Annotated in this window: 18 protein-coding genes; 5 read left to right on the top strand and 13 right to left on the bottom strand. The window is 27.0% G+C overall.

Annotated features, from left to right (window positions below; translation table 11 throughout):
- Nucleotides 1–115 precede the first annotated feature (115 nt).
- The gene (locus CP965_RS14100; RefSeq protein WP_164970992.1) at nucleotides 116–4,738 is read right to left on the bottom strand and encodes a YDG domain-containing protein; all 4,623 of its coding nucleotides are present in this window, start codon (nucleotides 4,736–4,738) and stop codon (nucleotides 116–118) included.
- A gap of 50 nt (nucleotides 4,739–4,788) precedes the next feature.
- Entirely contained in the window at nucleotides 4,789–6,669 is a 1,881-nt protein-coding gene (locus tag CP965_RS04170) for a 7TM diverse intracellular signaling domain-containing protein (RefSeq protein WP_129060785.1), read from the bottom strand.
- A 90-nt stretch (nucleotides 6,670–6,759) separates the two neighbouring features.
- On the opposite strand from CP965_RS04170, the gene CP965_RS04165 reads away from it, so the two are divergent.
- Nucleotides 6,760–7,431 (top strand): response regulator, encoded by a 672-nt coding sequence (locus CP965_RS04165; protein WP_129060784.1) that lies wholly within the window; start codon nucleotides 6,760–6,762, stop codon nucleotides 7,429–7,431.
- A 38-nt stretch (nucleotides 7,432–7,469) separates the two neighbouring features.
- Here CP965_RS04165 and CP965_RS04160 read toward each other — a convergent pair whose 3' ends face one another.
- Nucleotides 7,470–9,746, bottom strand: coding sequence for a glutamine--tRNA ligase/YqeY domain fusion protein (locus CP965_RS04160; RefSeq protein ID WP_129060783.1), 2,277 nt, complete (start codon nucleotides 9,744–9,746; stop codon nucleotides 7,470–7,472).
- A 167-nt stretch (nucleotides 9,747–9,913) separates the two neighbouring features.
- Between CP965_RS04160 and CP965_RS04155 the strand changes: the two genes are divergently transcribed.
- Genes CP965_RS04155 through CP965_RS04145 form a run of 3 tightly spaced genes read left to right on the top strand, consistent with a single transcriptional unit; the run spans nucleotide 9,914 to nucleotide 11,871 of the window.
- Nucleotides 9,914–10,759, top strand: coding sequence for an ABC transporter ATP-binding protein (locus tag CP965_RS04155; protein WP_129060782.1), 846 nt, complete (start codon nucleotides 9,914–9,916; stop codon nucleotides 10,757–10,759).
- Entirely contained in the window at nucleotides 10,749–11,525 is a 777-nt protein-coding gene (locus CP965_RS04150) for a hypothetical protein (protein WP_129060781.1), read from the top strand. Before CP965_RS04155 ends, CP965_RS04150 begins: the two co-directional genes overlap by 11 nt.
- Nucleotides 11,515–11,871 carry a GntR family transcriptional regulator gene (locus CP965_RS04145; protein WP_129060780.1) on the top strand — a complete coding sequence of 119 codons (357 nt, stop codon included), beginning with the start codon at nucleotides 11,515–11,517 and terminating at the stop codon, nucleotides 11,869–11,871. The genes CP965_RS04150 and CP965_RS04145 overlap by 11 nt, the downstream gene beginning before the upstream one ends.
- A gap of 29 nt (nucleotides 11,872–11,900) precedes the next feature.
- On the opposite strand, the gene CP965_RS04140 is transcribed toward CP965_RS04145, so the two are convergent.
- From CP965_RS04140 to CP965_RS04095, 10 genes are all read right to left on the bottom strand, one after another.
- Nucleotides 11,901–12,926, bottom strand: a complete 1,026-nt coding sequence (locus tag CP965_RS04140) for a thioredoxin family protein (RefSeq protein ID WP_129060779.1) — start codon at nucleotides 12,924–12,926, stop codon at nucleotides 11,901–11,903.
- A gap of 94 nt (nucleotides 12,927–13,020) precedes the next feature.
- A complete protein-coding gene (locus CP965_RS04135) occupies nucleotides 13,021–14,946 on the bottom strand; it encodes a sensor histidine kinase (RefSeq protein ID WP_129060778.1) in 1,926 nt (641 codons plus the stop codon).
- 13 nt (nucleotides 14,947–14,959) lie between these two features.
- Complete coding sequence (locus tag CP965_RS04130) at nucleotides 14,960–15,538, bottom strand: class I SAM-dependent methyltransferase (protein ID WP_129060777.1); 579 nt, start codon at nucleotides 15,536–15,538, stop codon at nucleotides 14,960–14,962.
- Between the two features lie 10 nt (nucleotides 15,539–15,548).
- Nucleotides 15,549–17,396, bottom strand: coding sequence for a GGDEF domain-containing protein (locus CP965_RS04125; protein WP_129060776.1), 1,848 nt, complete (start codon nucleotides 17,394–17,396; stop codon nucleotides 15,549–15,551).
- A gap of 93 nt (nucleotides 17,397–17,489) precedes the next feature.
- Nucleotides 17,490–18,782 carry a murein hydrolase activator EnvC family protein gene (locus tag CP965_RS04120; protein ID WP_129060775.1) on the bottom strand — a complete coding sequence of 431 codons (1,293 nt, stop codon included), beginning with the start codon at nucleotides 18,780–18,782 and terminating at the stop codon, nucleotides 17,490–17,492.
- Nucleotides 18,775–19,593 carry a cell division protein FtsX gene (locus tag CP965_RS04115; protein WP_129060774.1) on the bottom strand — a complete coding sequence of 273 codons (819 nt, stop codon included), beginning with the start codon at nucleotides 19,591–19,593 and terminating at the stop codon, nucleotides 18,775–18,777. The genes CP965_RS04120 and CP965_RS04115 overlap by 8 nt, the downstream gene beginning before the upstream one ends.
- Nucleotides 19,580–20,242 carry a cell division ATP-binding protein FtsE gene (locus CP965_RS04110; RefSeq protein WP_129060773.1) on the bottom strand — a complete coding sequence of 221 codons (663 nt, stop codon included), beginning with the start codon at nucleotides 20,240–20,242 and terminating at the stop codon, nucleotides 19,580–19,582. The genes CP965_RS04115 and CP965_RS04110 overlap by 14 nt, the downstream gene beginning before the upstream one ends.
- Entirely contained in the window at nucleotides 20,239–21,435 is a 1,197-nt protein-coding gene (gene trmB, locus CP965_RS04105) for a tRNA (guanosine(46)-N7)-methyltransferase TrmB (RefSeq protein ID WP_129060772.1), read from the bottom strand. Before trmB ends, CP965_RS04110 begins: the two co-directional genes overlap by 4 nt.
- 4 nt (nucleotides 21,436–21,439) lie before the next feature.
- Nucleotides 21,440–22,714, bottom strand: a complete 1,275-nt coding sequence (locus CP965_RS04100; RefSeq protein ID WP_228712666.1) for a fibronectin type III domain-containing protein — start codon at nucleotides 22,712–22,714, stop codon at nucleotides 21,440–21,442.
- On the bottom strand, nucleotides 22,662–23,648 hold the full coding sequence (locus CP965_RS04095; RefSeq protein ID WP_129060771.1) for an RluA family pseudouridine synthase: 987 nt from the start codon (nucleotides 23,646–23,648) through the stop codon (nucleotides 22,662–22,664). The genes CP965_RS04100 and CP965_RS04095 overlap by 53 nt, the downstream gene beginning before the upstream one ends.
- A 19-nt stretch (nucleotides 23,649–23,667) precedes the next feature.
- Here CP965_RS04095 and CP965_RS04090 point away from each other — a divergent pair, with 19 nt between their 5' ends.
- Nucleotides 23,668–24,774: an FtsW/RodA/SpoVE family cell cycle protein gene (locus CP965_RS04090; RefSeq protein WP_129060770.1), complete on the top strand. Its 1,107-nt coding sequence runs from the start codon at nucleotides 23,668–23,670 to the stop codon at nucleotides 24,772–24,774.
- The last annotated feature ends 2 nt before the right edge of the window (nucleotides 24,775–24,776 follow it).

Raw genomic sequence — 24,776 nt, 5'->3', positions numbered from 1 at the left:
GGTGTTACCTCTTTTAATACATCACCTATAGTTGGAATATCTACTCCGTATAAATTAATACATGTAAATAAAGATAGAATTAATAAACTTTTTATTTTTAAACTTATATTTTTCATTATATTTCATCTTCTTTTTTATCTTCTTCTTCCTCTAAAATAAGTTGCCTTTGTGTACCATAAGGCATATTAATCCCTCCATCTAAAACTCTAAGAACAATACCATTTATAATAGGAAAAGAGATTTCTCCTTGTTGTAATAAATCAGTAATGATATTTTCAATATTTGTTATCTCTTCTGGATTTATATCTAAAGAGTTAAAGTCTATATTGTTAAACTCCTCTATAGAGTTAATAGTTGAATCATTTATAATACTAGCAATAAGACTATCTAAAGAGTTATTGATACTTGCAGTAGTAATATAAGAGTTTTTATCTAAAATATAGTTTTTACTATCACTCCCACTTAAAGAGATACCTTCTATATAAACATTTTTATCATTAGCAGGTTTTTCATTCTCAAAGTTAGCAGAAGAATAAATAGCTTTTATATCATCACCTTGGATAACACCACTTAAAGAACCATTTGCAATAGCAGTAGTAGAACCATCATACTCTTTGTTATTTGCTGTGTATGTTACATTGATTAATTTAGGAGTAATTTTTAGCTCTCCATCAATAAACTCAAAATTATAATTATTGTCTTCCCCTAAAGCTGATATAATATGAGTTCCCTCATCTTTAGCTTCTCCTTGTAAAGTAATAGAATCTATTACAGATTTATCTTCATTATTCACTAATCCACTTACTGTATAGTTATCTATAGTATGAGTTTCCCCATTATAAACAACTTCTTTATTGTCAACAGTTACTGTTGCTAAAGCTTTGTTAATAGTAGCAGTAGTGCTTGTAGAATCATTTGTCTCAATGATATAGTTTCTCATATCCTCTCCACTTAATGATATATCTGTAATATTAATAGTCTTATTTTCTCCTGCATTTTTATCTTCAAATAACGCACTTTGAGATACAGTAATATCATCTCCTGAAATAAGACCTTCTAATACAGCTTCAACATTAGCAGTAGTAGTACCATCATATACTTTGTCATTGCCATTAAAAGTAGCAGAGATATTTTTAGGTGTAATACTAGCAGTAGAAGAACTAGAACTAGCAATAGTATAGTTAGAACTACCACTTCCAGATAAAGAGATATTAGAAATAGAGATAGTTTTATTATCTCCTACATTTTTATCAGAAAATGAAGCCAAGAAAGAGTCTAAAGAAACATTATCCCCAGAGACTAATCCTGATAAACCACCATCTAAAGAAGCAGTAGCAGAAGTAGTTCCATCATAAACCTTGTCATTTACTGAAAAGTTAGCTGATAATTCCTTTTTATTGGTAGTTAAAGTTCCTGTATCATAGTTTATAATATACCCTTGTTGAGAAGAGTATAAACCATCTACATTTATTGTAGCTGTTCCTGCATTTTTCAAATCACCACTTGAAGTATAAGCTAGAGTACCATTTACTAAAGAGTTATCGTAAGTTGGATTGGAGTAAGTTACACCTTCACTTCCTACTACATAATTAGTACCATCATAAGTTCTTGTAGCATCATTTGCTTTTACAGTAAGTTCTGTCATAAATGCTCTTAAAAGAGGTCTTGTATGACCTTTATAGATTATCCAATCATTTGTAAAATCAAAGCCTGCATAAGTATCTTTACTAAAAGCATTTACTGTGTTGGTTGAGCTGTAGATTCCTGTAGCTCCAGCTGAACTTCCACCTCCTACGCCATTTGTTTGACCTGTGGTGTCTATATCCCAGTATGAGTTTGTGATGGTTGAGTCAAAAGTATATCCAACTAATCCTCCAACATTATCATTACCACTTACAGCTCCTGAAAAGTAGGAGTTATTTATTGTGGAAGTATCTCTCTGTTGTCCAACTAAACCACCTATATAATTTCCACTTCCAAATACAGAAGCTGTTGAGTAAGAGTTACTTATAGAGCTAGAATATGCCGACCCCATTAATCCTCCAACACTATTATTTCCATTTATAGTACCTGTAGTATATGAATTACTTATGGAAAAAATAGTACCGTCTTTAGCTTTACCCAATAATCCACCTACACCATCATTTCCAGTAATATCCACAGAAGTATAGGAGTTTGTTATAAAATTATTATTATATCCATATCCAATTAACCCCCCAACACTATCATGTCCATTTATAGTACCTGTGACATAGGAATTATTAATTGTTAAACGAAATGCATCTCCTACTAGTCCTCCAACATTATACATTCCAGTAATATCTACATTAGTAAGTCCTAAATTGGAGATACTTTTTGAAGACCAATTCTGCCCAAATAACCCTACACGATTTTCATTACCTCTATTGATATAAAGACCATCTATAACATAACCTTTACCATCAAAGCTTCCTTGAAAGTATGTAGCACTATCTCCTATAGAATCAAACCCTTTAGAGCTCCACATATCGCCTGTGTATTTTATATTATTTGCTAGAACATAATCAGCTGTTAAATCCATAGCCATAAGTTGGAGTTGATGGTCATTTGTGATAGTAGTAGAGTATTCACTTCTTAAAAAAGGTCTTGTTTCACCTTCTATCATAAACCAAGTGTTTGTAAAGTCAAAGCCTGCATAAGTATCTTTACTAAAAGCATTTTTCGTATTTGTTGAGCTGTAGATTCCTGTAGCCCCAGCTGAACTTCCACCTCCTACTCCATTTGTTTGTCCTGTGGTATCTATATCCCAGTATGAGTTTGTGATGGTTGAGTTAAAATTAAATCCAACTAATCCTCCAACATAAGTATTCCCAATTACATTTCCTGTAACATAAGAGTTTGTGATGGTAGAAGAATTATTGTATCCAACTAATCCTCCAACATAAGTATTCCCAATTACATTTCCTGTAACATAAGAGTTTGTGATGGTAGAAGAATTATTGTATCCAACTAATCCACCAAAAACAATACCCCCACTTACATTTCCTGTAACATAAGAGTTTGTGATAGTTGAATTATCATTTGTTCCAACCAATCCTCCAACCTGCTTATTTCCACTTACATTTCCTGTAACATAAGAGTTTGTGATGGTTGAAGAATTATTATGTCCAACTAATCCACCAACATAATCCCTTCCTGTAATATCTACATTGGTAAGTCCTAGATTTAAAATTGTTCCTTTATTAGCTCCATAAGAATCAGTATAACCAAATAACCCTACAAAGTTTTCATTAGCTCTATTGATATACAAGCCATCTATAACATAACCTTTACCATCAAAGATTCCTGTAAATCTTGTATCTATATTACCTGTAGAGTTATCTCCTATTTGTTTAAATCCAGCTCCACTATTCCAAGTAGTAGTATCACTTGCATCTATGTTTGAACCTAATTCATATCTACCATTTAAAGCTTGACTTATCCATTGGAGTTGATTGATATTATTTATGATTACTTTTCCAGTTGATGGGTCAAACTTTATAGCTGCATTTCTATTAACTGCATTAAAGTAAACTCCACCATAAGTGTTGTTAGTATTTTCAATAGTAGCATTTACATATATCTCATTACCTGCAGTTAAAGTAAGCTTTGTAGCTTCACCCCAAGTGATATCTTCATTTACAGTAATATCATTATCTGCAAGGAGTTCTATATCTGTTGTAGCTAAGTTAGACTCTATAGCAGTTGCACTTACACTAGCTCCTGTTATATCACTTCCTCCTGTTGATTCTATAGTCATATTAACTGGATCTAAAAGCCATTTAGAAGCTTCTACTAAAGTTGTAGAAGCTACACTTAGCTCTTTCCCTGAAGTCTCTACAAACCCACCTTTAGCTTTTATAGTTCCAGCTATATTTGCAGTTCCTCCATGGGCATATAGTTCCACATGTCCGTTTATTCCATCTAGTGAGTTTGCTTCTATGATACCTGTATTATTTACTACACCTCTTAGAAGTTCATCAACTGCATGAGTAGTTAGATATACTTCTCCACCATCTGCAAGAATAGTGCTAGAGTTTTCTACTAGGGCATCTAATATACCTTTATCTACAGATAAATCTATTAAAGAGTTACCATTTAGATTTATAGTATATTCATCTGCTGATGTAAGTTGTACTCTTCCTTTTATAGCTTCTATCACTCCACTATTTTTAGCTTCATTAGAAGCAAAGATTACATAACCATTATTTTTAACTTTTATAGTACCTTGGTTGATAATAGATTCTGTTGAATCTCCTGTAAAAGTATAGTTACCTTTTTGAAAGTTAGTATCTGAGATATCTTTAGTTGTAGCTAATAGTCCTGCTGTATTTATTGAAGCATTTTTACCAAATAAAACTCCATTTGAGTCTAATATCCAAACTTGACCATTGGCATTTAAAGCTCCATCTATAATACTTCTTTCATTTCCTATTACTCTGTTTAGAGTTATACTATTTAGATTTGGTTGATTGAAGTTTACTGTTTCATGGGAAGCTATATTAAACTTATTCCAGTTTATACTAGCTTTGGAGGTGGATTGGTTTATATTGGTTGTATTTCCACTTTGTGAAATAGTAGCAGACCCTGAAGTTACCACTCCACCACTAGGCGCTGCAAAGCTTAGAGTTACACCTCCTAGAAGTGCAGATACTACTAAGCTTATCTTTCCACCTTTTAGGATTCTAAAACGGGAAGAATAGTTGTGATTTAATTTCATGATATATCCTTAAACATAAAAAACTTTTTTCTTATATTCAAGTATTATATTTAGTTATCGTTACTTTCGTCGTTACTTTTTTGGATTTTATTTTTAAACCATAAAGAGATGTGTGTTCCATGGTCAGTTTTTATGTTGAGTTTTCCCTCCAGTTGTCCTTCCGCAAGTGACTCAACCATCATTTGTCCAAAGGATGGGGTGTCATTTGTTTGTATACCTTTTCCATTATCAGAGATCTCTAATAAGATACCATCTTTATGGTTGTTTAAAGAGATGGTGATAATACCATCTTTCCCATCAAAGGCATACTTTATAGCATTGGTTACAAGTTCATTGACTATAAGACCACAGTATATTGCTTCTTCTATATCTAAGATTGCACAGATATCAAGCTTGAAATCTATATTTTCCATCTCAAAACTTTGTGTGATATTTTCAACTACTTGTTCAAAATATTCTTTAGCATCTATAGTTTCAATATTCTTTTGCGTAAAAAGCATTTGATGTACTATACTCATAGAGTGTATTTTTCGCTCTACATCTTGAAGCTTCTCTTCCATATCTTTATCTTTGTGTTCATTGAGTTTAAGGGTATACAAAGAGGTGATAAACTGCATATTGTTTTTTACTCTATGGTGAAGTTCTTTTAAAAGCAGCTCATTTTGTTTGAGTTCGTTATTTAGTTCTTTGGTTCTTGTTTTTACAATTTTTTCTAAACGACTGGATTCATTTTGTTGTTGTATAAGCAATGACTTGGTTAAATCATTTTTTTTCTTTTCTAATATTTTGATACGATATGCTAATGATATAGCAAATAAAATAACCTCTGCCATAATAAGAGTTTCAAAGGTATACTCAAAAACATATTGCTCCGGAAGTAATCCCAAAAACTTAAAAAATAGGGATAACCATGCTAAAAGAGCAAAACTCCAGCCTAATAAAAAGAATTTGGCTTGAGGATTTTTCTTATAAAGAGCATAAAATCCAATCCATAAAAAATAGTATGGCATAACAAACTGAAAAAGAATAACTTGAGGGATGGTAAAAATATCAAAAATTTGTAATATATAATAAAAAAGTATTATAAAAATAAGTATTTTCAAAGATAAGTCAATTTTAGGATACAGTTTTGTATTTAAAAAATGTCTGATAAAAAGAGTCATAGTAAAGGAAACGAAAATATTTATATAAAAAAGGTTGAAGTATAAACTTTTTTTAACAAACTCAAGATCGTCCATAGGGAAAAAATAAAATCTAATATATATAGAAAGTTCACTTTGCATAAGTGTAGCAATAAGATATAAAAAGTAATATAGATATATTTTGTCTCTTGTAAAAATAAATAAAAAGATATTATAAAAAACAAGAGATAATATCCCACCAAAAAAGAGCGCCCAAATAACTTGTTTAGCTGTGTCTTCTTTTTTGAACTCTTTTGGTTCATGAAGTAATGGTTTGAACCATAAAGAGAGTTTTTCACTTTTGACATAGAGATAATATTCTTGTGTACTATTTGGGGTAAGGGTTATAGGAAGATTAAGTTTAACTGTACCATCAAAACTTTCAAGATGATAAAACCCTGTGGTTTTTGTTGATACTACTTTTTGATTTTCTATTTTATAAAGCTCAATTTTTTCTAAAAAAATATTTTCAAAACTAAGTATCTTTTTTATTGTATTTGAAGTAGGGTTTTTTAGTTGAAATTTTATCCACACACTTTCAGGAGCTAAAATACAATAATCAATAACTTTTTTATTGGTGGAAATGAACTTGTCATTATTTTTTAGTATACTATTAATAGTTTCTTTATTCCCTATATCATGGTGTATTTTGGAGTGGGGGAGTATCTCTATTGTATCTTGTATATTGACAAAAATTGTCGCTTGTAAGTTTACATATATAGAAATCAATAAAATAAGGAAATAAGGCATAAAACTCTTTTTTTTAAAAGTTTATCATAAAAAATGTAAGATATATAAAAAGTAACGCAAAAAATAACGATAGAGTGATACAATATAAATATGAAAAAGATAAATATTTTGATTATAGAAGATACTATGCTCACTGCACAAAAAATAAAAAGAACTCTTGAATGGGAAGGGTACAATGTAGTTGCTATAGCATCAAGAAGTGATAGTGCTATTGAGACGATGTTTAAAAATAGTGTTGATATCATCATCGCCGATATCAATATCAAAGGGGATCGAAACGGCATAGAAACAGCTCAAATCATCCAAAAGAATTTTAATGTTCCTGTTATATTTTTAACTTCATATCATGATGATTCAACACTTGCAGAGGCTTCTACTGTAAACTTTACAGGATACATTGTAAAGCCATATTTAGATAGCCACCTTCTAAGAGAAGTAAAATTAGCAACATATCGTTTTAGTTTAAATGAAAACATAAAACCTGTTGAGTTAAATGATGGATATATTTATAATATAGGTACAAAAACTCTTTATAAAAATCAGGAGAAAATAAATCTTACAAAAAAAGAGCAACAATTTTTACATATATTAATACAAAATAAAAATGTTGTAATATCAAATGAGCATATTGATTTAGTATTGTGGCATACAAGTATTACAAACGATGAAAATAGACGACAACTACTTTTTAGACTTAGAAAAAAAGTTCCTGAATTAGATATTAAGACTCTAAAGGGAGAAGGGTATATTTTAATTATTTAGAAAAACCAAGTTTCTTTTTTGAAACTTGGTATGATTGATTATTTATTAAGCTCTTTTTCTACAAGTTCATTTACAACTTTAGGATTTGCTTTTCCAGCTGTTGCTTTTAATACTTGTCCTACAAAAAAACCTAATAGTTTTGTGTTTCCATTTTTAAACTTTTCTAAGTTTTCTGGATTTTTTGCAATAACTTCTTCTATAATTGGTAGAATTACTTCAGGGTTACTTATTTGAATTAAGCCTTTATCTTCAACTATTTGTTTAGGCTTTCCACCTTTTTCAGACATTTCCTCAAATACTTGTTTTGCTATTTTTGTTGAAATAATTTCTTCATCAAGCATTTTGATTAATTCTACTATTTCAGATGTTGTAAATTTTAGTTCTTCTATTGTTTTTTCTTTTAATTGTTTAGCAACATCATTTGCAATAATATTTGCCAATGTTACTGGACTATTTAATTCTTTTAAAGTCTCTTCATAAAAAGATGAAAGTTTTTCATCTCTTGCTAAGATATTAGATACTTCATTATTAAGTTTTAATTCTTTTGTATATTTTAGGAAAAGTGTTTCTTGTTCTTTTGTTAAAGGTTCTGCTTCCCCATGAATGATTTCTTTTTTTACTTCTTGTTTTTGATTTGATTTATTATCTTTTTTAGTTTTATTTTCACTAGGTTGTACTTTTTTAGCCCAAGAATCTTTTAAAGAAACAATTTTATTAAATACAGGTTTTTCATCTGTATAATCAATAGGGTCAGCATAAAAATAACCTTGTCTTTCAAATTGAAATCTTTCATCTTTCTTTTCTTCAATTACAGCAGGTTCAATAAGTGCATCTTTAATAATTTTTAAAGAATTAGGGTTTAAATCTTCTACTTCTTGAGGTGCTTCATTTTTATAAAGTCTGTCATAAAGTCTTAATTCAACTTTTTTAGCATAAGTTTCACTTACCCATTGAATAGCACTTTTTACTTTTATTCCACTTGTATCACTTCCACTTTTTGATTCAGGGTAATATTGAGCAATTATTTCAGTAATATTTCCTTTATCATCTTTGATAACTTCTTTGCATGAAATAATATAACCATGTCTTAGTCTTACAGGTTGTTCTGGAGTAAGTCTATAGAAACCTTTTGGTGGATTTTCATTAAAATCATCTCTTTCAATATATACTACTTTTGAAAAAGGAACTACTCTTGAACCTTCTTTTGGTACATCATGGGGATAATAGGGTGCATCAATTTCTTCTTCTCCCTCATAATTTTCAATTGTTACTTTTAAAGGGTCAAGTACACACATAACTCTTGGAACTTTTTTATTTAAATCATCTCTAATACAAAACTCTAATTGAGAAACATCAACCATAGAGTTTGCTTTAGCAATTCCAATTTGATCACAGAAGTTAATTATTGATTCAGGAGTATATCCTCTTCTTTTATAACCTGCAATTGTAGGCATTCTTGGATCATCCCAGTCATTTACATAGTTGTTTTGTACTAATTCTAAAAGTTTTCTTTTACTCATAACAGTATAATTAATACCTAGTCTTGCAAATTCATGTTGATATGGTCTAGGTGGTTTTAACTCAAGAGTATCTAATACCCAATCATAGATATCTCTATTATTTTCAAACTCTAAAGTACAAATTGAGTGTGTAACTCCTTCAATATAATCAGATAAACAGTGTGCAAAATCATACATAGGATAAACATGCCATTCATTTCCAGCTCTATAATGATGTGCATGTCTAATTCTGTATAAAAGTGGATCTCTCATTTTCATATTTGCAGCACTCATATCTATTTTTGCTCTTAATACATGCTCTCCATCTTTGAATTCACCCCTTTTCATTCTTTCAAAAAGGTCTAGATTTTCTTCAATACTTCTATTTGCATATTCACTTCTTTTTCCAGCTTGTGTAACTGTTCCTCTATATTCACGAATTTCTTCTTCATTTAAACTATCAACATAGGCTTTACCCATTTTTATAAGTTTAATAGCATAGTCATATAATTTTGGGAAATAATCAGAAGTATAATATACATTTTCTCCCCAGTCAAATCCAAGCCATTTAACTGCATCTTTTAAAGCTTCAACATATTTTGTATCTTCTTTTGTTGGGTCAGTATCGTCCATTCTAAGATTACAATGTCCTTTGAAATCTTTTGCAATTCCAAAGTTTATACAGATAGATTTAGCGTGTCCTATATGTGGAAAACCATTAGGTTCAGGAGGAAATCTTGTTACAACTTCTTCATATTTACCTTTTTTTAAATCTTCATCAACTATTACACGTAAAAAGTCTTTGTTTTCACTCATTATTATTAAACCTTTTTGATTATTCTAACTCTTTATAAAAGCTGTATTTTATCTAATTTGAACTTATATTAGCAGTTTCTTTATTATTTTATATATTTCTATTGACATTAAAATTATTTTTATATATACTCTGTATTAGTTAACTAATACACTATAAAAGGAAAATAATGCTTAGTATAGAAAAATTAAATTTTTCATATAAAAAAAAAGCTTTATATAAAGACTTATCAATAAATTTTAGAAAATCTCATATTTATGGACTATTTGGAAAGAATGGTTCAGGTAAAACAACTCTTTTAGGTTTGATTTCAGGAACTTTATTTTCGAAAGAAGGAAAAATAAGAACCTTAGGTTTTGATCCAAAGAATCGTGAAACTTCTATGTTAAGTGAAATATTTTATTTGCCTGAACAATTTATTTTACCTGAGTTATCTTCTAAAAATTTTGTAAAGTTGTATTCTTCTTTTTATCCAAATTTTAGTATCACAGAGTATAAAGAGTATTCTAACTCTTTAGAAATAGAAGATAGTAAAAATTTAAAAAACCTTTCTATGGGGCAACAAAAAAAATTCTTACTTGCTTTTGGTCTTGCTTGCAATTGTAAATTAAATATTTTAGATGAACCAACTAATGGTTTAGATATTCCTTCAAAAAGTGTATTTAGACGATTAGTAAGTTCTTGTATAGATGAAACAAAGTGTTTTATTATTTCTACTCATCAAGTAAAAGATATTGAAAATATAATTGATTATGTTTGTATTTTAAATAATGCAGAGTTTGTTTTAGATATTTCTTTAGAATATTTATCAAAAATAATAGAAATGAAAATACAAGATTCTGTAAGTGGTGAAGAACTATATACTGAAGCTATAGCATTAGGACAATATTCAGTTATAAAAGAAAATAAAAGTGGCAATACAAGTAATATTGATATGGAATTATTATTTAATGCAAGTATTTTAGATAATTCAAAACTACAGGAGTTTTGTAAAGGGAAAGAAAATGAAAAATAAATTTGAAATGTCAAGATTAGGAAAGTTATTAGCAATAGAAGTTTATTTAAGTTATAAATATTTATTAGCTTCTTTACTTGTACCTTTATTTTTTAGTTTTTTTATGAGTATGGGTGCTAAAAATGATATTTATAGTGTATTTAGTATTTTAGCTAGTATGTATAAAGGATATATCCTTCTTGGTGGAATTATGTATACAAGTTATCGTTTTACTCAAATGCATAATAAAAGTGAAAGTTTATTTTGGTTTATGTTACCTGCAAGTTCTTTAGAAAAGTTTCTATCAAAGTTATTAGCTACTTTTCTTTATTTTTATCTTTTTAATACTTTAGGTTTTCTAATAATTATACTTATTTCTCAACTGTTTTTTTTAGGAAATAATGAATTGTTTTCATTAATATCTTTTACAAATAGTTTTTTATTTGAGGTCTTTTTAGCAAATGTAATTTATAGTTTTAAAGCTTACTTATTAGTTAATTCAATATTTTTATTTGGGGCAATTTTATTTAAAAAAAGACCTGCTTTATATACTTTAATTAGTATTTCTTTAATAATTATTATAATAGTTTCTTTTATTGTCTTTGGTGTAATAAATTATATTTATGAGTTAAACTCTTCTCCAAAAGATTTTGATTATAGAATAATTATAGAAAATAGTTTTTTCTTTGATTATATTAAAACTTCAGTTCTTCTTTTATTTGTCTTTTTTATGTGGTTTATCTCATACAAGTTAATGAAATCAAAGCAGGTAAGTCATGGAATTTAATGAGAGTAAAGCTATTTATTTACAAATTGTAGATATTGTTTTCAAACAAATTTTATTAAAAAATATAAAAGAAGAAAGTCGTTTACCCTCAATAAGAGAACTTGCAGTTGAGATGGAAGTTAACCCTAATACTGTAGTAAGGTCTTATACTTATATGGAACAAAAAAATATAATCTATAAAAAAAGAGGGGTAGGGTATTTTGTAAAAGAAAATGCAAGAAAAGAAATTTTAAAAGATAAAAAAGAGATTTTTATAAAAGAGACTCTTCCTTATATATTTGAACAAATGCAAGAACTAGATTTATCAATAGAAGATCTAATTCAATTTTATGAAACCAGTAAATAAATGGCAGTATTTAAATACTGCCATAAAATTTAGTTTTTAGCAGAAATATCGATATTAATCCCTTGGTTTAATAATTCATCTTGTCTTGGTCCTAAATAGTCTAAGAAAGTATTATATTTTGAATAATATTTACCACTTACATATCTTATCATTTCTTTAAAGTGAAAACTATATAAAAGTGCATCTATTCTTGCTCTTTCTTTATTTTCATTATATAGTAAAACCCCTGGTCTATAATCTAATTTTATCTCTTTTGCCCAATCATATGCAGTTGTTGATTTTCCTTCAGGAGTAACAATCTTTTCTTTAGATGTTGCATCTAATCTTACTACTGTTACTTTAGATAACTCTTTTTGAACATCTTTATTTTTTAATGTTGTATTATGAAAATAGTCACATTGAGTGCAACTTCCATCTTCAAAAATTACTGCAAGAGCACCTTTTTCTTTTGAAAGGTCTTTTATATCTTTAAACATTTTATTTGATTTAAGAGTGTAGTAAGTCTTATTTTTAACTTTATCTAAATATTGAGTTAAAGTCATATTTTTATATTCTTTATTTTTTACATAATCAAGTACAAGTTTAAAGTTTTCTGGTGATCTATAACCATTTAATCTAACTGCAATTTCATTTTCTTGGTTTAAAATAATAATTGTTGGAGTATATTGTATTTTCAGATGATCTGCATACTCTTTTTCTGTTAGAGTTAAATCTTCATTTACTACAATTTCTCTTGAACCTTTAATATTTATTCCTAAAACATCAAAGTTGTCTTCTATATATTTTTGGTGTTTTGCACCTTCTACAAAATTGTCATTGATCATTTTTGTACAATAAGGACAGAAGTCTAAAGTCATAAACAACATTACATGTTTATCTTCTTCTTTTGCTTCTTCAACATCTTCTGTTAAATCAAGAAAACTTTGCTTGAACCAACCAGGCATTGAATGTTCTGACCCACCTGTTAATTTACCTTTTTGAGCTTGTAGGTTTGTTGTTAAAACAAACAAACTTACAAAGACTGTAAGTAGTGTGGAAATGAATTTTTTCATCATAATCTTTCCCTTTATTATAAGATGCCTAATTAGAACAAAACTTTCATAAAAAAATGTATAAGATAAAAGAAATCTATATATTTATAAGTTATTTTTAATTTAAGGGAATTATTATTGTAAATTCAGCACCTTTGTATTTTTTATTTGAAAATGTAAAGTCTACATTAGAAACTTTTATTTTTCCATCCATACTATCTATAATTTGCCTACTCATATAAAGACCAATACCTGTACCTTCTTTATCTTTTTTTGTACTAAAATAAGGATCATATATTTTATCTATAATCTCTTCTGGAATTCCCCCTGCATTATCTCTTATTTTTATAAAAACCTGCTTGTTTTTTGAAAAGGAGTTAACAAAAATAAGTCTTCTTTCTTCCCTTGGTAGTTTTATTAATTCATCTTTACTATTTTTCAAAATATTAATAAGTACTTGTAATAATTCGTTTTCATAGGTATTTAATTCTATATCATCAATGTTTTCTATTATTTGAATATTATTGTTTTTAAATTGAGAATTAATTAATTTAAATGTTTTCTCATATAATGATCTAAATATAAATCTTTGTTTTAATTTATTTGGTTTAAAAAAGCTTCTAAAGTCTTCAATTGTCTGTGCTAAATATTGTGAAGAATTATTAATTGAATCCATTGCTTCAGATAACTCTTTATCAGTTAAAGTTTCTAACTCTTTTTGTAGTTTTACTCCAGTTGAAGCTGTAGAAATTATAGATAAAGGTTGTTTCCATTGATGGGCTATATTTCCTATCATTTCACCCATTGTTGCCATTTTTGATTGTTGGATTAGTAATCTTTCTTTTTCAACTGTTCTATTCATTTCTTCTTTTAAATTATTTTTATAATCATCAAACTTTTTTGAAACAATTTTTGAAATGTAAAAAGAGATCAAAAGTAGTAAACTTGTAATAATAATACTTAAAATAATGATATCTGAAATGATTGCTTCATGTTTTTTTATTAATTCAAGTTCTCTTTCTTTTACATCATTGTTTAACTCATCCAAATAAAATCCTGCTCCAATAATCCAATCCCAATCTTCAAAATATTTTATAAAAGAAATTTTTTCATTATTATCTGTAGAAAGATTTGGTTTTTTTAGTGCAAGGTAAGAGTAGTATCCTTCTTTTTTATCTATTGCAAATTCAACTAAGTCTTTAATTAAATATTTTCCTTTTGTATTTTCTGTTTTAAAACCATTGGTTTTGATTTTGTCTTTTTCAAAATAAGATAAATAAGTTCCTTTTGAATCAAATATAAATATGTATCCATTATTATTGTTAAATCTAATATTTCTAATTCTTTTCAAAAGATTTTGTTGTATTCTTTTCTCAAAGTCAACTAAATATTCTCCTGTTCCAATTGCTACATCAAAGGGTTCAAAATATTTATAAAAACTCATTTTTTTGTAAGCAGTTTTATCTTCTTTTGATTTATACCAATAATAAGTATCATAAGTTTCAGTTTTATCTTTTATAGTTTGAACTATAGTCTCAACAAATCTATAGCCTTTTGCATCTTCATAATGTAGAAAATTTCTACCTTCAAAACTTCGATTGAAAGGTTGAAGTTGTTTTACTCCATTTATATCATCAAGAAAAATATAACCTGTTCCTTCATTATAAATCATCCCTCCTAAAGCTAATTTTATTGTGTTATAAATTTCTTCTTTAGGTTTGTTTTTTTTGGTTTCTTCTTTATAAATATTATCTGCGATTTGGTATGCTTCATATACTTTATCTTTTAAAAAAGTTTTTAAAGCCTCATCGGAGCTTTTTATTTCATAGTTTATAGAATCAATTACTCTATAAACTTCATTTTTAACATTTTCTTTATTTTCTTGTAGAAATTTTTCTTTTAAAACTTTTATTTCATGGTTTAATTCATCATCTTTTTGTTTTATTGATAAATAAGTTATTAGAAAAGAAAATATTATAATAGGAATAAGCGCCCCATATTTGATTATTGTAAGGATTGTTCTTTCACTATATTTTGATTCCATAAAGTATTTCCTATTAATTATTGGATTTTTTTATAATAATTGCTTGTTTTCTCATTTTATACATTTCAAAAGGTTCATTAAAAAACTCTTCATAATCTAAAATTATTCCTTCTTCTTTAAAAAAGGTTTTAAGTTCATTTTCTTTTAGTAAAAAATTAGGGTTTGAAGGTGGTTTTTCATTCTCTTTATGAAACATATATGTTTCAATAAATAAGATACCATCTTTTTTAAGAGCTTTATAAAGTTTTTCGATTAGCTTTCTATCTAAATAATTTGTCATAACTATCAAATTATAACTATCTTCTTTTGGGCAATAGTTTTCTAAATCAATTTGTTTTGTTTTAATATTTTTATAGTTGCTTTTGTCTAATTCTTCTAAGGCAACAGAAGAAATATCTAGGGCTTCTACTTCAAAACCATTTTGGGCTAGAAAAATAGAGTTTCTTCCTACTCCACAAGCGACATCAAGAGCTAAAGATCCTTTTACTATTTTTATTGCATTTAAAAGTTTTTTACTTTGCGGTCTTCTTTTTAGTAGACTTTTATTATTTGTATATTTTTCATTCCACTTGATTTTATCTTTTATAGCCATATATTATTCCTTAGAAAAGATCAATACTTGAAATTTGTTCTTCTTTGAATCTTACAACTTTATCTCTTCCACTATTTTTAGCTTCATATAAAGCAATATCTGCATTTTTTATAACAGAATCAAAAGAATTAGCATCATCAGGGTACATAGAAAGTCCAATACTAACAGTTTTTCTTAATTTTGCACCAGCATAAACATCAATCTCATTTTCTCTAACATTATTTGCAATTTTTTTAGCAACATTTAGAGCATTTGTTTCATTTGTAACACCAATTAAAAGAACCATAAATTCTTCTCCACCATATCTAATGATAATATCTGATTCTCTAACTGTTTCATTAAGAATTCTAGCAAGTTCTTTTAAAACTTTATCTCCAATATCATGTCCATATTCATCATTTACAGCTTTGAAATGATCCATATCAAGCATTAATAGCCCAACTTTTTTATTATCACGTTTAAGCTGAGGAAGCATTTTTTTGCTATATTCTTCTAAGAATTTTCTATTATAAAGTCCTGTTAATCCATCCCTAAAAGCAGATTCTTGTAAGGCATTCATTAATATTTTTACTTCAATAGATGGTGCTGATTCTTTTAGATAACTTTTTACAAATACAGTTTGTTCTTTTATTCTTTCTAGCTCTTCTTTTGTGTCAGATACGCAGTTGATTATTAAATATAAGTTTTGACTAATATCAACATGAAAGCAGTAATAAAATTTTTCATCATTGTTAAAATATGGACAAGTATTATGAAAATCAACAGACATCACATCATTTTTTGTTCTTGCTGCTCTACATAATTCAGGATTATTTAAAATTGTATCTTTACAATATAAAGAGTGACCAACTTCTTTTATTTTAGTTTGTTTATATTTTTTCATATCTAATTCTATAAAAGAGAAGTTTTTGATTTTGAATTTGTTTAGTAAAACTTCAGCAAGTCTATTATATATCTCTTCTTTTGTATTATCTAATTCAATTTGTTTTTTAAACTGATATAAATTTGAAAGATTATTAATAATTTCCTTAGAGTCTTTTAAAGGGTTTCTTTCTTTTGATGAAATTTCATATCCCACATAACCTTGAAGTTTTTTATCAATATCAATAGCAGTATCTTCAAAGGATTGAATTAGATTATTATATTCTTGAGTAAGTTTAACCATTTCTTTTGATAATCCTATTGGAGGGTTTATTCTTTTAAATTTTCCATTAGTTGCTTGATTTACATTTAATTTAAATTTATCAAATAAGGTTAAATAAGGGTTTATGAGTCTTCTGCTTATAAGAATAAATAATATTACTGTTGTTAAAATTAGAACCAAAATAACATATATTGATTCAATTCCTATTTCTTTTATTGTGCTAATATCAAGAACAATAGATACTGCCCCTAAAGTTGTACCTTGTGGAACATTATGGCATTTTAGACAATCAATTCCTTTTTCTGCAACTGCATTATAAGGAATTGTAACCCTGACACTTGAATTTGTGATTCCTTCTTCTATATAGTGATGTATTCTTCCTGTTTTTAAAACTTTTTCATCAAATTCATCTCTTGGCGGATGACTTAATTTCGATTCAGGAAATTGTTCATTTAAATGTTTACTTCTTACAAGCCATAATTCATCTACATTTTTTATATGTGAGGTTGAGTTTATAAAGGTTTCTACTTGATCCATATTCCCATTTATCATATGAGCTGTTAAACCACTTTTTACAACTTCAGATATAGATTGAGCATTATGAATAGCAGATTCAATACCAGTTTTTCTTAAGTTATATAAACTAAATAAGGAAATAGTAACAGAAAGCATTATTATCATAATAACTGCATAAAGAGTAATATTCTTTTTCATACACACACCTTTAAAGGCTTTATTGTATATAAATTAGCCTTAAAGATTTAAAAATAAAATTAATTTTTTTTACAAAGATAATTTTAAATTTTATTAAATCTTAAAAAGATCTTTTGGGTTGACATGCATTTCATTTTTTGTAGCTTGAAAAGTTAGAGTATCATTTACTCTTCCTACCACATATCCTTTTTTTATCCATCGTCCTACTTTTAATGATGGAGAGATTTGATCTAGGTGGGAATATATTGTATGTAGACCATTTCTATGTTGAACAATAACAACATTTTCTAACATACCTGCATCTTTTTTTGCATAAACAATTTTTCCATTAAAAATTGCTTTTACTTTTGCTTGTGGTTTTTTTGTTTTTAATACAATTGATTCATTGAAAAGTTCAATCTTATAAACAGGGTCAAAATAAGTACCAAATTTTTTAATTACATTAAAAGAGTCTAAAGGTGCAATTGTTTTTCTTCCTCTATATCTTGAAATTTTAACTCCAGAAGTTGAAGAACCTATCATCCTAACATCTAAGTCTAAGTTTTTAACATATTTTTCATTTCTTTCTTTATCACTTACTTCATACTGGGAACTTTTTTTAGTTTTTCTTTTTTTCTGTGCAGCAAGTCTTTTTGCTCTAGTAATTGCTGCTTTTTTTTGTTTTTCTATCTCTTCTTTTTTTAAAATATTTAATTTTCCAAGTAAATCTTTTAGTGATTCTTGTTTTTGTACAGCTTTTTTTAGTTCTTTTTGATATTGCTGGTGTTTTTTTTCTAAAGAAACTAAAGATTTAGAACGAGCGGATTTTAAAATATTTAACTCTTTTTTCTTCTTTTTTCTTTCTTTTATATAAGAACTAATTGAACTAATTTTATTTTCATTTTCTTTCTTATTTTGAGTTAAAAGTTCATAACTATTATTTATTTTAAGAATTTGATCCTTTGAATTTTCAGAAAGAATTGTATATATTTCAGAATCTACTAATTCTTCTAAACTACTTTCTCTTGCTAGCTTTAATGCTATAGAAGAAGAAAATTCATTTATTATTGTATTTACAATTTTTTCTTCACTGTCTTTTTTTTCTTTTATTAAATTAGTAGAGTTTTTTTGTAGTTCATTCAACGCTTTTTTTGCAGTTGCTAATTGTTCTTGATGTTTTTTTATATCATCATTTATTATTACAATTGCTTTTTCGATTCTTGATAATTCTTTATTTTGATTATTTATTTGTTTTGCCAAAATTTTAATTTGTAAATCTCTTTTTTTCTTTATTGATTCACTTTGTTTTAAAATTTGTTTATTATTTGCAATTTTTTTATCAATGCTTTTAGTTGAAGCTGCAAAAAGTGTAATAACTGTTAATAAAGAAATTAATATTTTAATCATATTTAAATTTGTATTTTAATAGTACACCAAGAATTGTTAGTATTGAAATACCAAATGACAATAAAAATATTTGTAGAAGTGATTCATTTATTGTAAGAGTTATCTGTACAATATTCTCTAAATCATCAGGTAGTAATACGCCAATATTACCCACTAAATATATAAAAGTAGCAGATACAATGAAAAAAGATAAAAAAGAGCTTAAAATTGCATATTTTAATATAGTTGAAGAACTGTATAAAATAGAAGCACCATGAAGTTTAAGAATAGTGATTTTTTCATGATGCTCATAAAACCAAATTCTTATTTGTTTTGCAATCATAATAATTGCAAAAATAGTAATAATAGTAAAGAGAATAAAACTTATTTGACTAAGTAAAAGCATTAAAAGGTAAACACTATTATGATTTTTTGAGAAGATTTCTACTTTTCTTACATTTTTATTTGCATATAGTTTATTTTTGATAGTTTCTAATTGGCTTGTTGTAGGAAAAACTTCAAGCTTTATTTTATAAAAGTGGGGAAGTTTTCTTTTTAATAATTCAATTGAGGCTTCAGATAAACTTGATTTTATATTATCAATTATCTCTTTTTTTTCTAGGGTAATGATTTTTTCTACATTTATTCCTGCAAGTTGACTAATGTCTTCTTTTATTAATGGAGTGTTTGTAATTACAACAATAGAGTAGTCATTTGCAATTTTTATTCTATAGTTTTCTAATATATTTGAAGAAAAAAGATAAATTATAAAAGAGATTAACATGGCAGTTAATGGAATTACGAAAGCAAAACTATTTTTAAGAAACTTCATAAATTATCCCATCTTCAATTGATAATTGCCTAAATCTAATACCAAAGTTTTTAGGAACTCTATGTGTTACAACTACAACAGTAATTCCTAGCTGTTCATTTGCACCTTTTAGTAGATTCCAAACAACTTCAGCAGAATAGTCATCTAAGTTACCAGTTGGTTCATCTGCAATAATTATTTTTGGATTATGGGCTAAGGCTCTTGCTACTGCAACTCTTTGTTGTTCTCCTCCACTTAGTTCATTTGGATAATATCCTGCTCTGTGAGAAAGTTTTACATGGTTTAAAAGTTTTGTAGCTTGTTCCCTTGAAATATCATTTGAATAACCATTGATTTTTAGTGGAATCATAATATTTTCTTCAATAGTCCATTCATTTATTAATTTATAATCTTGAAATATAATTCCTATATCTTTTCTTAAATTTCTTAAAGCTTTGCCTTTTATTCCAAAAACATTTTGTCCTGCAATTCTTAATTCTCCATGTTTTAAAGGAATCTCTCCATAAAAAGATTTTAATAAAGTAGATTTTCCACTTCCACTTGTTCCGCCAATAAATATAAACTCTTTCTCTTTGATAGCAAAGTTACCTTTTTTGATAACATATTTGTTTTCATCATAAGAAAGGTAAATATTTTTTGCCCTAATCATTTCTTTAATAACCCTTTCAATTGTTTATGTGCTTTTATATTTGCACTTGTAGGAAGAGGGGAATCTTGATAATAAGAGGCTTTACCTTCTTCTATTAGAATATATTTACTTAAGGGTCTATCAAAACTTCCAAAAGTTATTTGAATTAAACCTGAGTTAGTTTTATCTTCAATTGTATAAATATCTTCAATATGGATAAAGAAGTCTTCTTCTACAATGGCTTTTTGAGGAATATCTTTTATAATATTTTCAAAATCAATAAATTCATCAAAAGAAAAATCAAAATCAAAATTTATATCTTTGTCTTCTTGATTACAAGTTAAAACTACATCATAAATATTTTTACCTTGTTTTTTCCATCTATCTTCATATTTACTAGATACTTCTAAGTCTTTATTTATATCAATAGTTATTTTACCTTTAGGAAGGTTTGTAAGTAGTTCTACACAATAATCAAAATATTTTCTACTATCAGTTCTTAATTCTAATGTTCCATCTATTTTTAATACTCTTAAAGCTTCATTTATAAAAGCATTAGAAAAGACTCTTCTGTGAGGTTTTTTATCCCAAGGAACTGGAAAATGAACAAATATTTTTCCAACTTTATTTGAAGAAATAAATTCCATAAAGAGTCTTGCATCATAATTTACTACTAAAATATTTTTAAGTTCTTGTATCTTTATTTGTTTTAATAACTGTTCAATAGAAGGAGTATGTATTTCTAGTCCAATAAATTGAATATTAGGATTGTTTTTTGCTTGATGTAAAAGATGTCTTCCACTTCCAAAACCTATTTCAATTTGAATCTCTTTTTGTGTTTTAAAATCATTAACAAAAAAGTCCATATCTTTAAGATATTCTTGTGAAGGCTCAACTTTTTTATTAAAATTTTGAGTGTTTGAAGAGATTATTTTTGATTCTCTTAATTTTATATAAGAGTTTATAGAATCTTTTAATATTTGAACTGGACTAATTCTTGTTACTTTGTCTGCTTTTAAAAGGTAGTTTTCATTTTTTTCTTTTAAAGTTAGTAAAAATCTTTTATCATCTTTTTTTGTAGAAATTCTATATTCTTCTTTTCTTTGTTTTTGAGTAAAGTTGTATGATTTTGCAATAAACTCAAATTGTGTACCATCAATTGTTGATGGCACAGTAATATTGTTATTATCTTTTTCAAAAATTATATGAGGCATTTATTTAATTCATTTCCACTAGCTTAGGTAATACTAATTCTGTTTTATTTGTAACCTCTGAAACAATACCATTTCTATCTACAGCTTGAATCGCATAATTATATTCAACACCTCTTACTATATCTTTATCCTCAAATCTAAGGGCTTTTATTCCTTGAAATTTAATAGTTTTAGATTTAAATAATCCTTCTTTTATAGTCTTATATACAGTATAAGAAGCAGCTCTATTATCACCTGCTAACCAGTTCAGAATGGCTTTTTCACCTTGAATTTGAGCTAAAGTCATAATAGGTTTTTTCAACTTTCCTAAAGTAATCCCCATAACAGCGTTTACATTTAAATTACTCTCTAAGCCATCATTGTCTATTGAGCTTACTTTATAGAAATATACTTTTCCATCTTCATTTATAAAGTCTTCATAAGTTAAAGTTTTAGCACCTACTGTTTTTAAAAGTGAGAAACTATTTTCTGCATTTGTACTTCTGTAAATATTATATTTTATAACATCAGAAGACTTTGAAGCTTGCCAGTTAAGAGCAATTTTTCTTGGTAAGTCATTACTTGCTCTTAAACTTATAATTCCATCTGGTAAAGGTTTTGTTTGTGCTTTAACTAAAGCACTAGGCATTGTTTCTATATCATCAAAAGTTTTTGCAATAACTCTGTAGTGGTATACTACATTGTCTTCTAAATCCATATCTATATATTCAGCTTGAAGTCTTCCATCTACGGTTTCTATTTCTTCCCATTCACTTGTTGTAGGAGTTTTTCTTTGAATTTCATAACTTTCAATTCTTTGATTAGAATGAGGTCTCCATATGATTTTTATTTGTCTAGGAAGATTTGAAATAGCTTGAATAAAACTAACTCCTTCCATAACAGGTAGAGTTGAAGTAGTATAGTTATTTGTTGTTTTTGATTCTACTTCACTTGCTGTTGCAGAAGATATTTTATAAATATATTTTGTATTTGGTTCTAAGTCCTCATCAAGATAGTGAGTTGTATATCTATTTTCTATAGTATCAATTAGTTTAAGTTTTGAACCATCTTTTTGTAAGTTAGCTCTATAAAAATGATATCCAGTAACTCTAGGGTCATCAACTTTTCTCCATTCAAAAGCGATGGCATTTATGTCTGAGATACTTCTAATTGAAGCTGAATCAACTACTTCTAAAGTTTCATCTATTTTTGGTTTTGTTGAATTGACATTTTTATAAGAACAACCACTAATAAGCAAAGTTAAAGTTGTTAATGATACTATTTTCATTAATTTTGTCATTTACTATCTCCATATTAAATTTTTTTTCTAAAAAGCTATGCATGTCATTTGAAAGTTTTGCTGTAAAATTCATTTTTTCTTTTGTAATAGGATGAATTAAATAAAGATTGTATGCATGCAAATAAAATCTATTAATTTTATTTAATTCGCCCTTAAATCCATATAAATTATCCCCTAAAATATGCCTATTCATAGAGCTTAAGTGCACTCTTATTTGATGGGTTCTTCCTGTAAATAATTTACAAGCAATTAACTCATATTTTTCATTATTAGAATTTGTAAGTTTACAAAAAGCAGATTTTGCATATTTACCATTTTCTTGAATACTCATTTTTAGTCTATTATTAGGATTTCTTGCAATAGGTTTTTCAATTATTATATTATCTTTTAAAGGTAAATCAATTATTGCAAGATAATATCTACCCATACTTTTATCTTGTAATTGTTTAGATAGTTCAGTATGAGCTTCATTTGTTTTTGCAATAACCATTACACCACTTGTTCCTTTATCTAGTCTATGAACAATTCCATGTCTTTCTTCTCCACTAAGTGTTGATAAAGAGATATTATTTAACTTTAGCCAATCCACTAAAGTAGCGTCTTTTACACTAGGTGCATCATGCACTGTTAAATTATAAGGCTTATTCACAACTAAAATATAATCATCTTCATATATTTTTTCAATATTTTTATCTTTAAGTGAATCTTTAATGAAGTTTTCATCTTTTATTGGATTTATTTGAGCTTCTGGAAAATAAACTTCTACTTTTTGTTCAGGTTTTAATTTTAAACCTCTTTTTGTAGTAGTTTCTCCATCAACTTTTACATAAGATTTATTTATAAGTTGTTCTATTTGATTTCTTGATGCTTCAATTTGTAAACTTAAAAATTTATCTAGTCTATTATTTTCTTGAACAATAAAGTTTTTATTCATATTTGGGTACTCTTTCACTATGCGTTTATTTGACAAAAGAATTATTTCACATTTTGATTATTTAATGATTATATTCATACTTCCATTAGTATTGTTATCTTATAACCTTATAAGTGAAACAAATCGTATATTAGCGAATAAACAATTAATTTATTTTACAGTTGCACTTATAGTATTTTGTATAGTTTTTATTTTACCTATTAGAAGAAATATTAGACTTATTCCTATTTTATATTGGTTGGGGATTTTTCTTTTATTAGCTGTTGAATTTTGGGGTGTGACGAAACTTGGTGCAAAAAGATGGTTAAGTATACCACTTATAAATATGACAATTCAGCCAAGTGAACTTTTTAAACCTGTTTTTATTTTAATGTTAGGACATTTAATTCATAATAAGCCTCCAAGTGATGATGGATATAATTTTAAAGATTTTCTTTATTTCTCATTTTATATAGTTTTACCTTTTGTATTAATTGCAAAGGAACCTGATTTAGGAACGGCATTGGTTCTTTTATTAGTTGGATATGGAATTTTATTTATTATTGGAGTAAATTGGAGAATTTGGACTGGTATTTTTATTACTATTGCAATTGCTTCACCTTTTATTTACACAAATTTAATTAAAGATTATCAAAAGAAAAGAATAAAAGATTTTTTATCTGAAAAGCCAAGTTATCAAGTTCAACAATCAATTATTGCAATAGGAAATGGTGGCTTAGTAGGAAAAGATTCTGATGAAGCAACACAAACTCAATTAAAGTTTTTACCAATTGCTACAAGTGATTTTATATTTGCATATTTTGTAGAAAGATATGGTTTCTTAGGTGCTATAGGTTTAATTTTTGTCTATGGCTTACTTATTTATCATCTTCTTTCCTTTAATTATTATTTTTATGATGATTTTGTAATTCGTTCTTTTGCCTCCGGTTTAGGTTTATTGATATTTCTAAATATGAGTATTAATATACTTATGGTTATAGGATATGCACCTGTTGTTGGACTTCCTTTACCACTTTTTTCATATGGTGGAAGTTCCTTTATTAACTTTATTGCATTATTTGCGATATTAGAAAATTTATTAGCATTTAGATACATGGATATGTATAATTTTGAAAGGCGATTATAAAA

It is taken from the genome of Halarcobacter mediterraneus, from assembly GCF_004116625.1.
GTDB classification, from domain to species: Bacteria; Campylobacterota; Campylobacteria; order Campylobacterales; family Arcobacteraceae; genus Halarcobacter; species Halarcobacter mediterraneus.
Note: the sequence above shows the minus strand (reverse complement) of the source record. Positions and strands in the feature narration are given on the sequence as shown.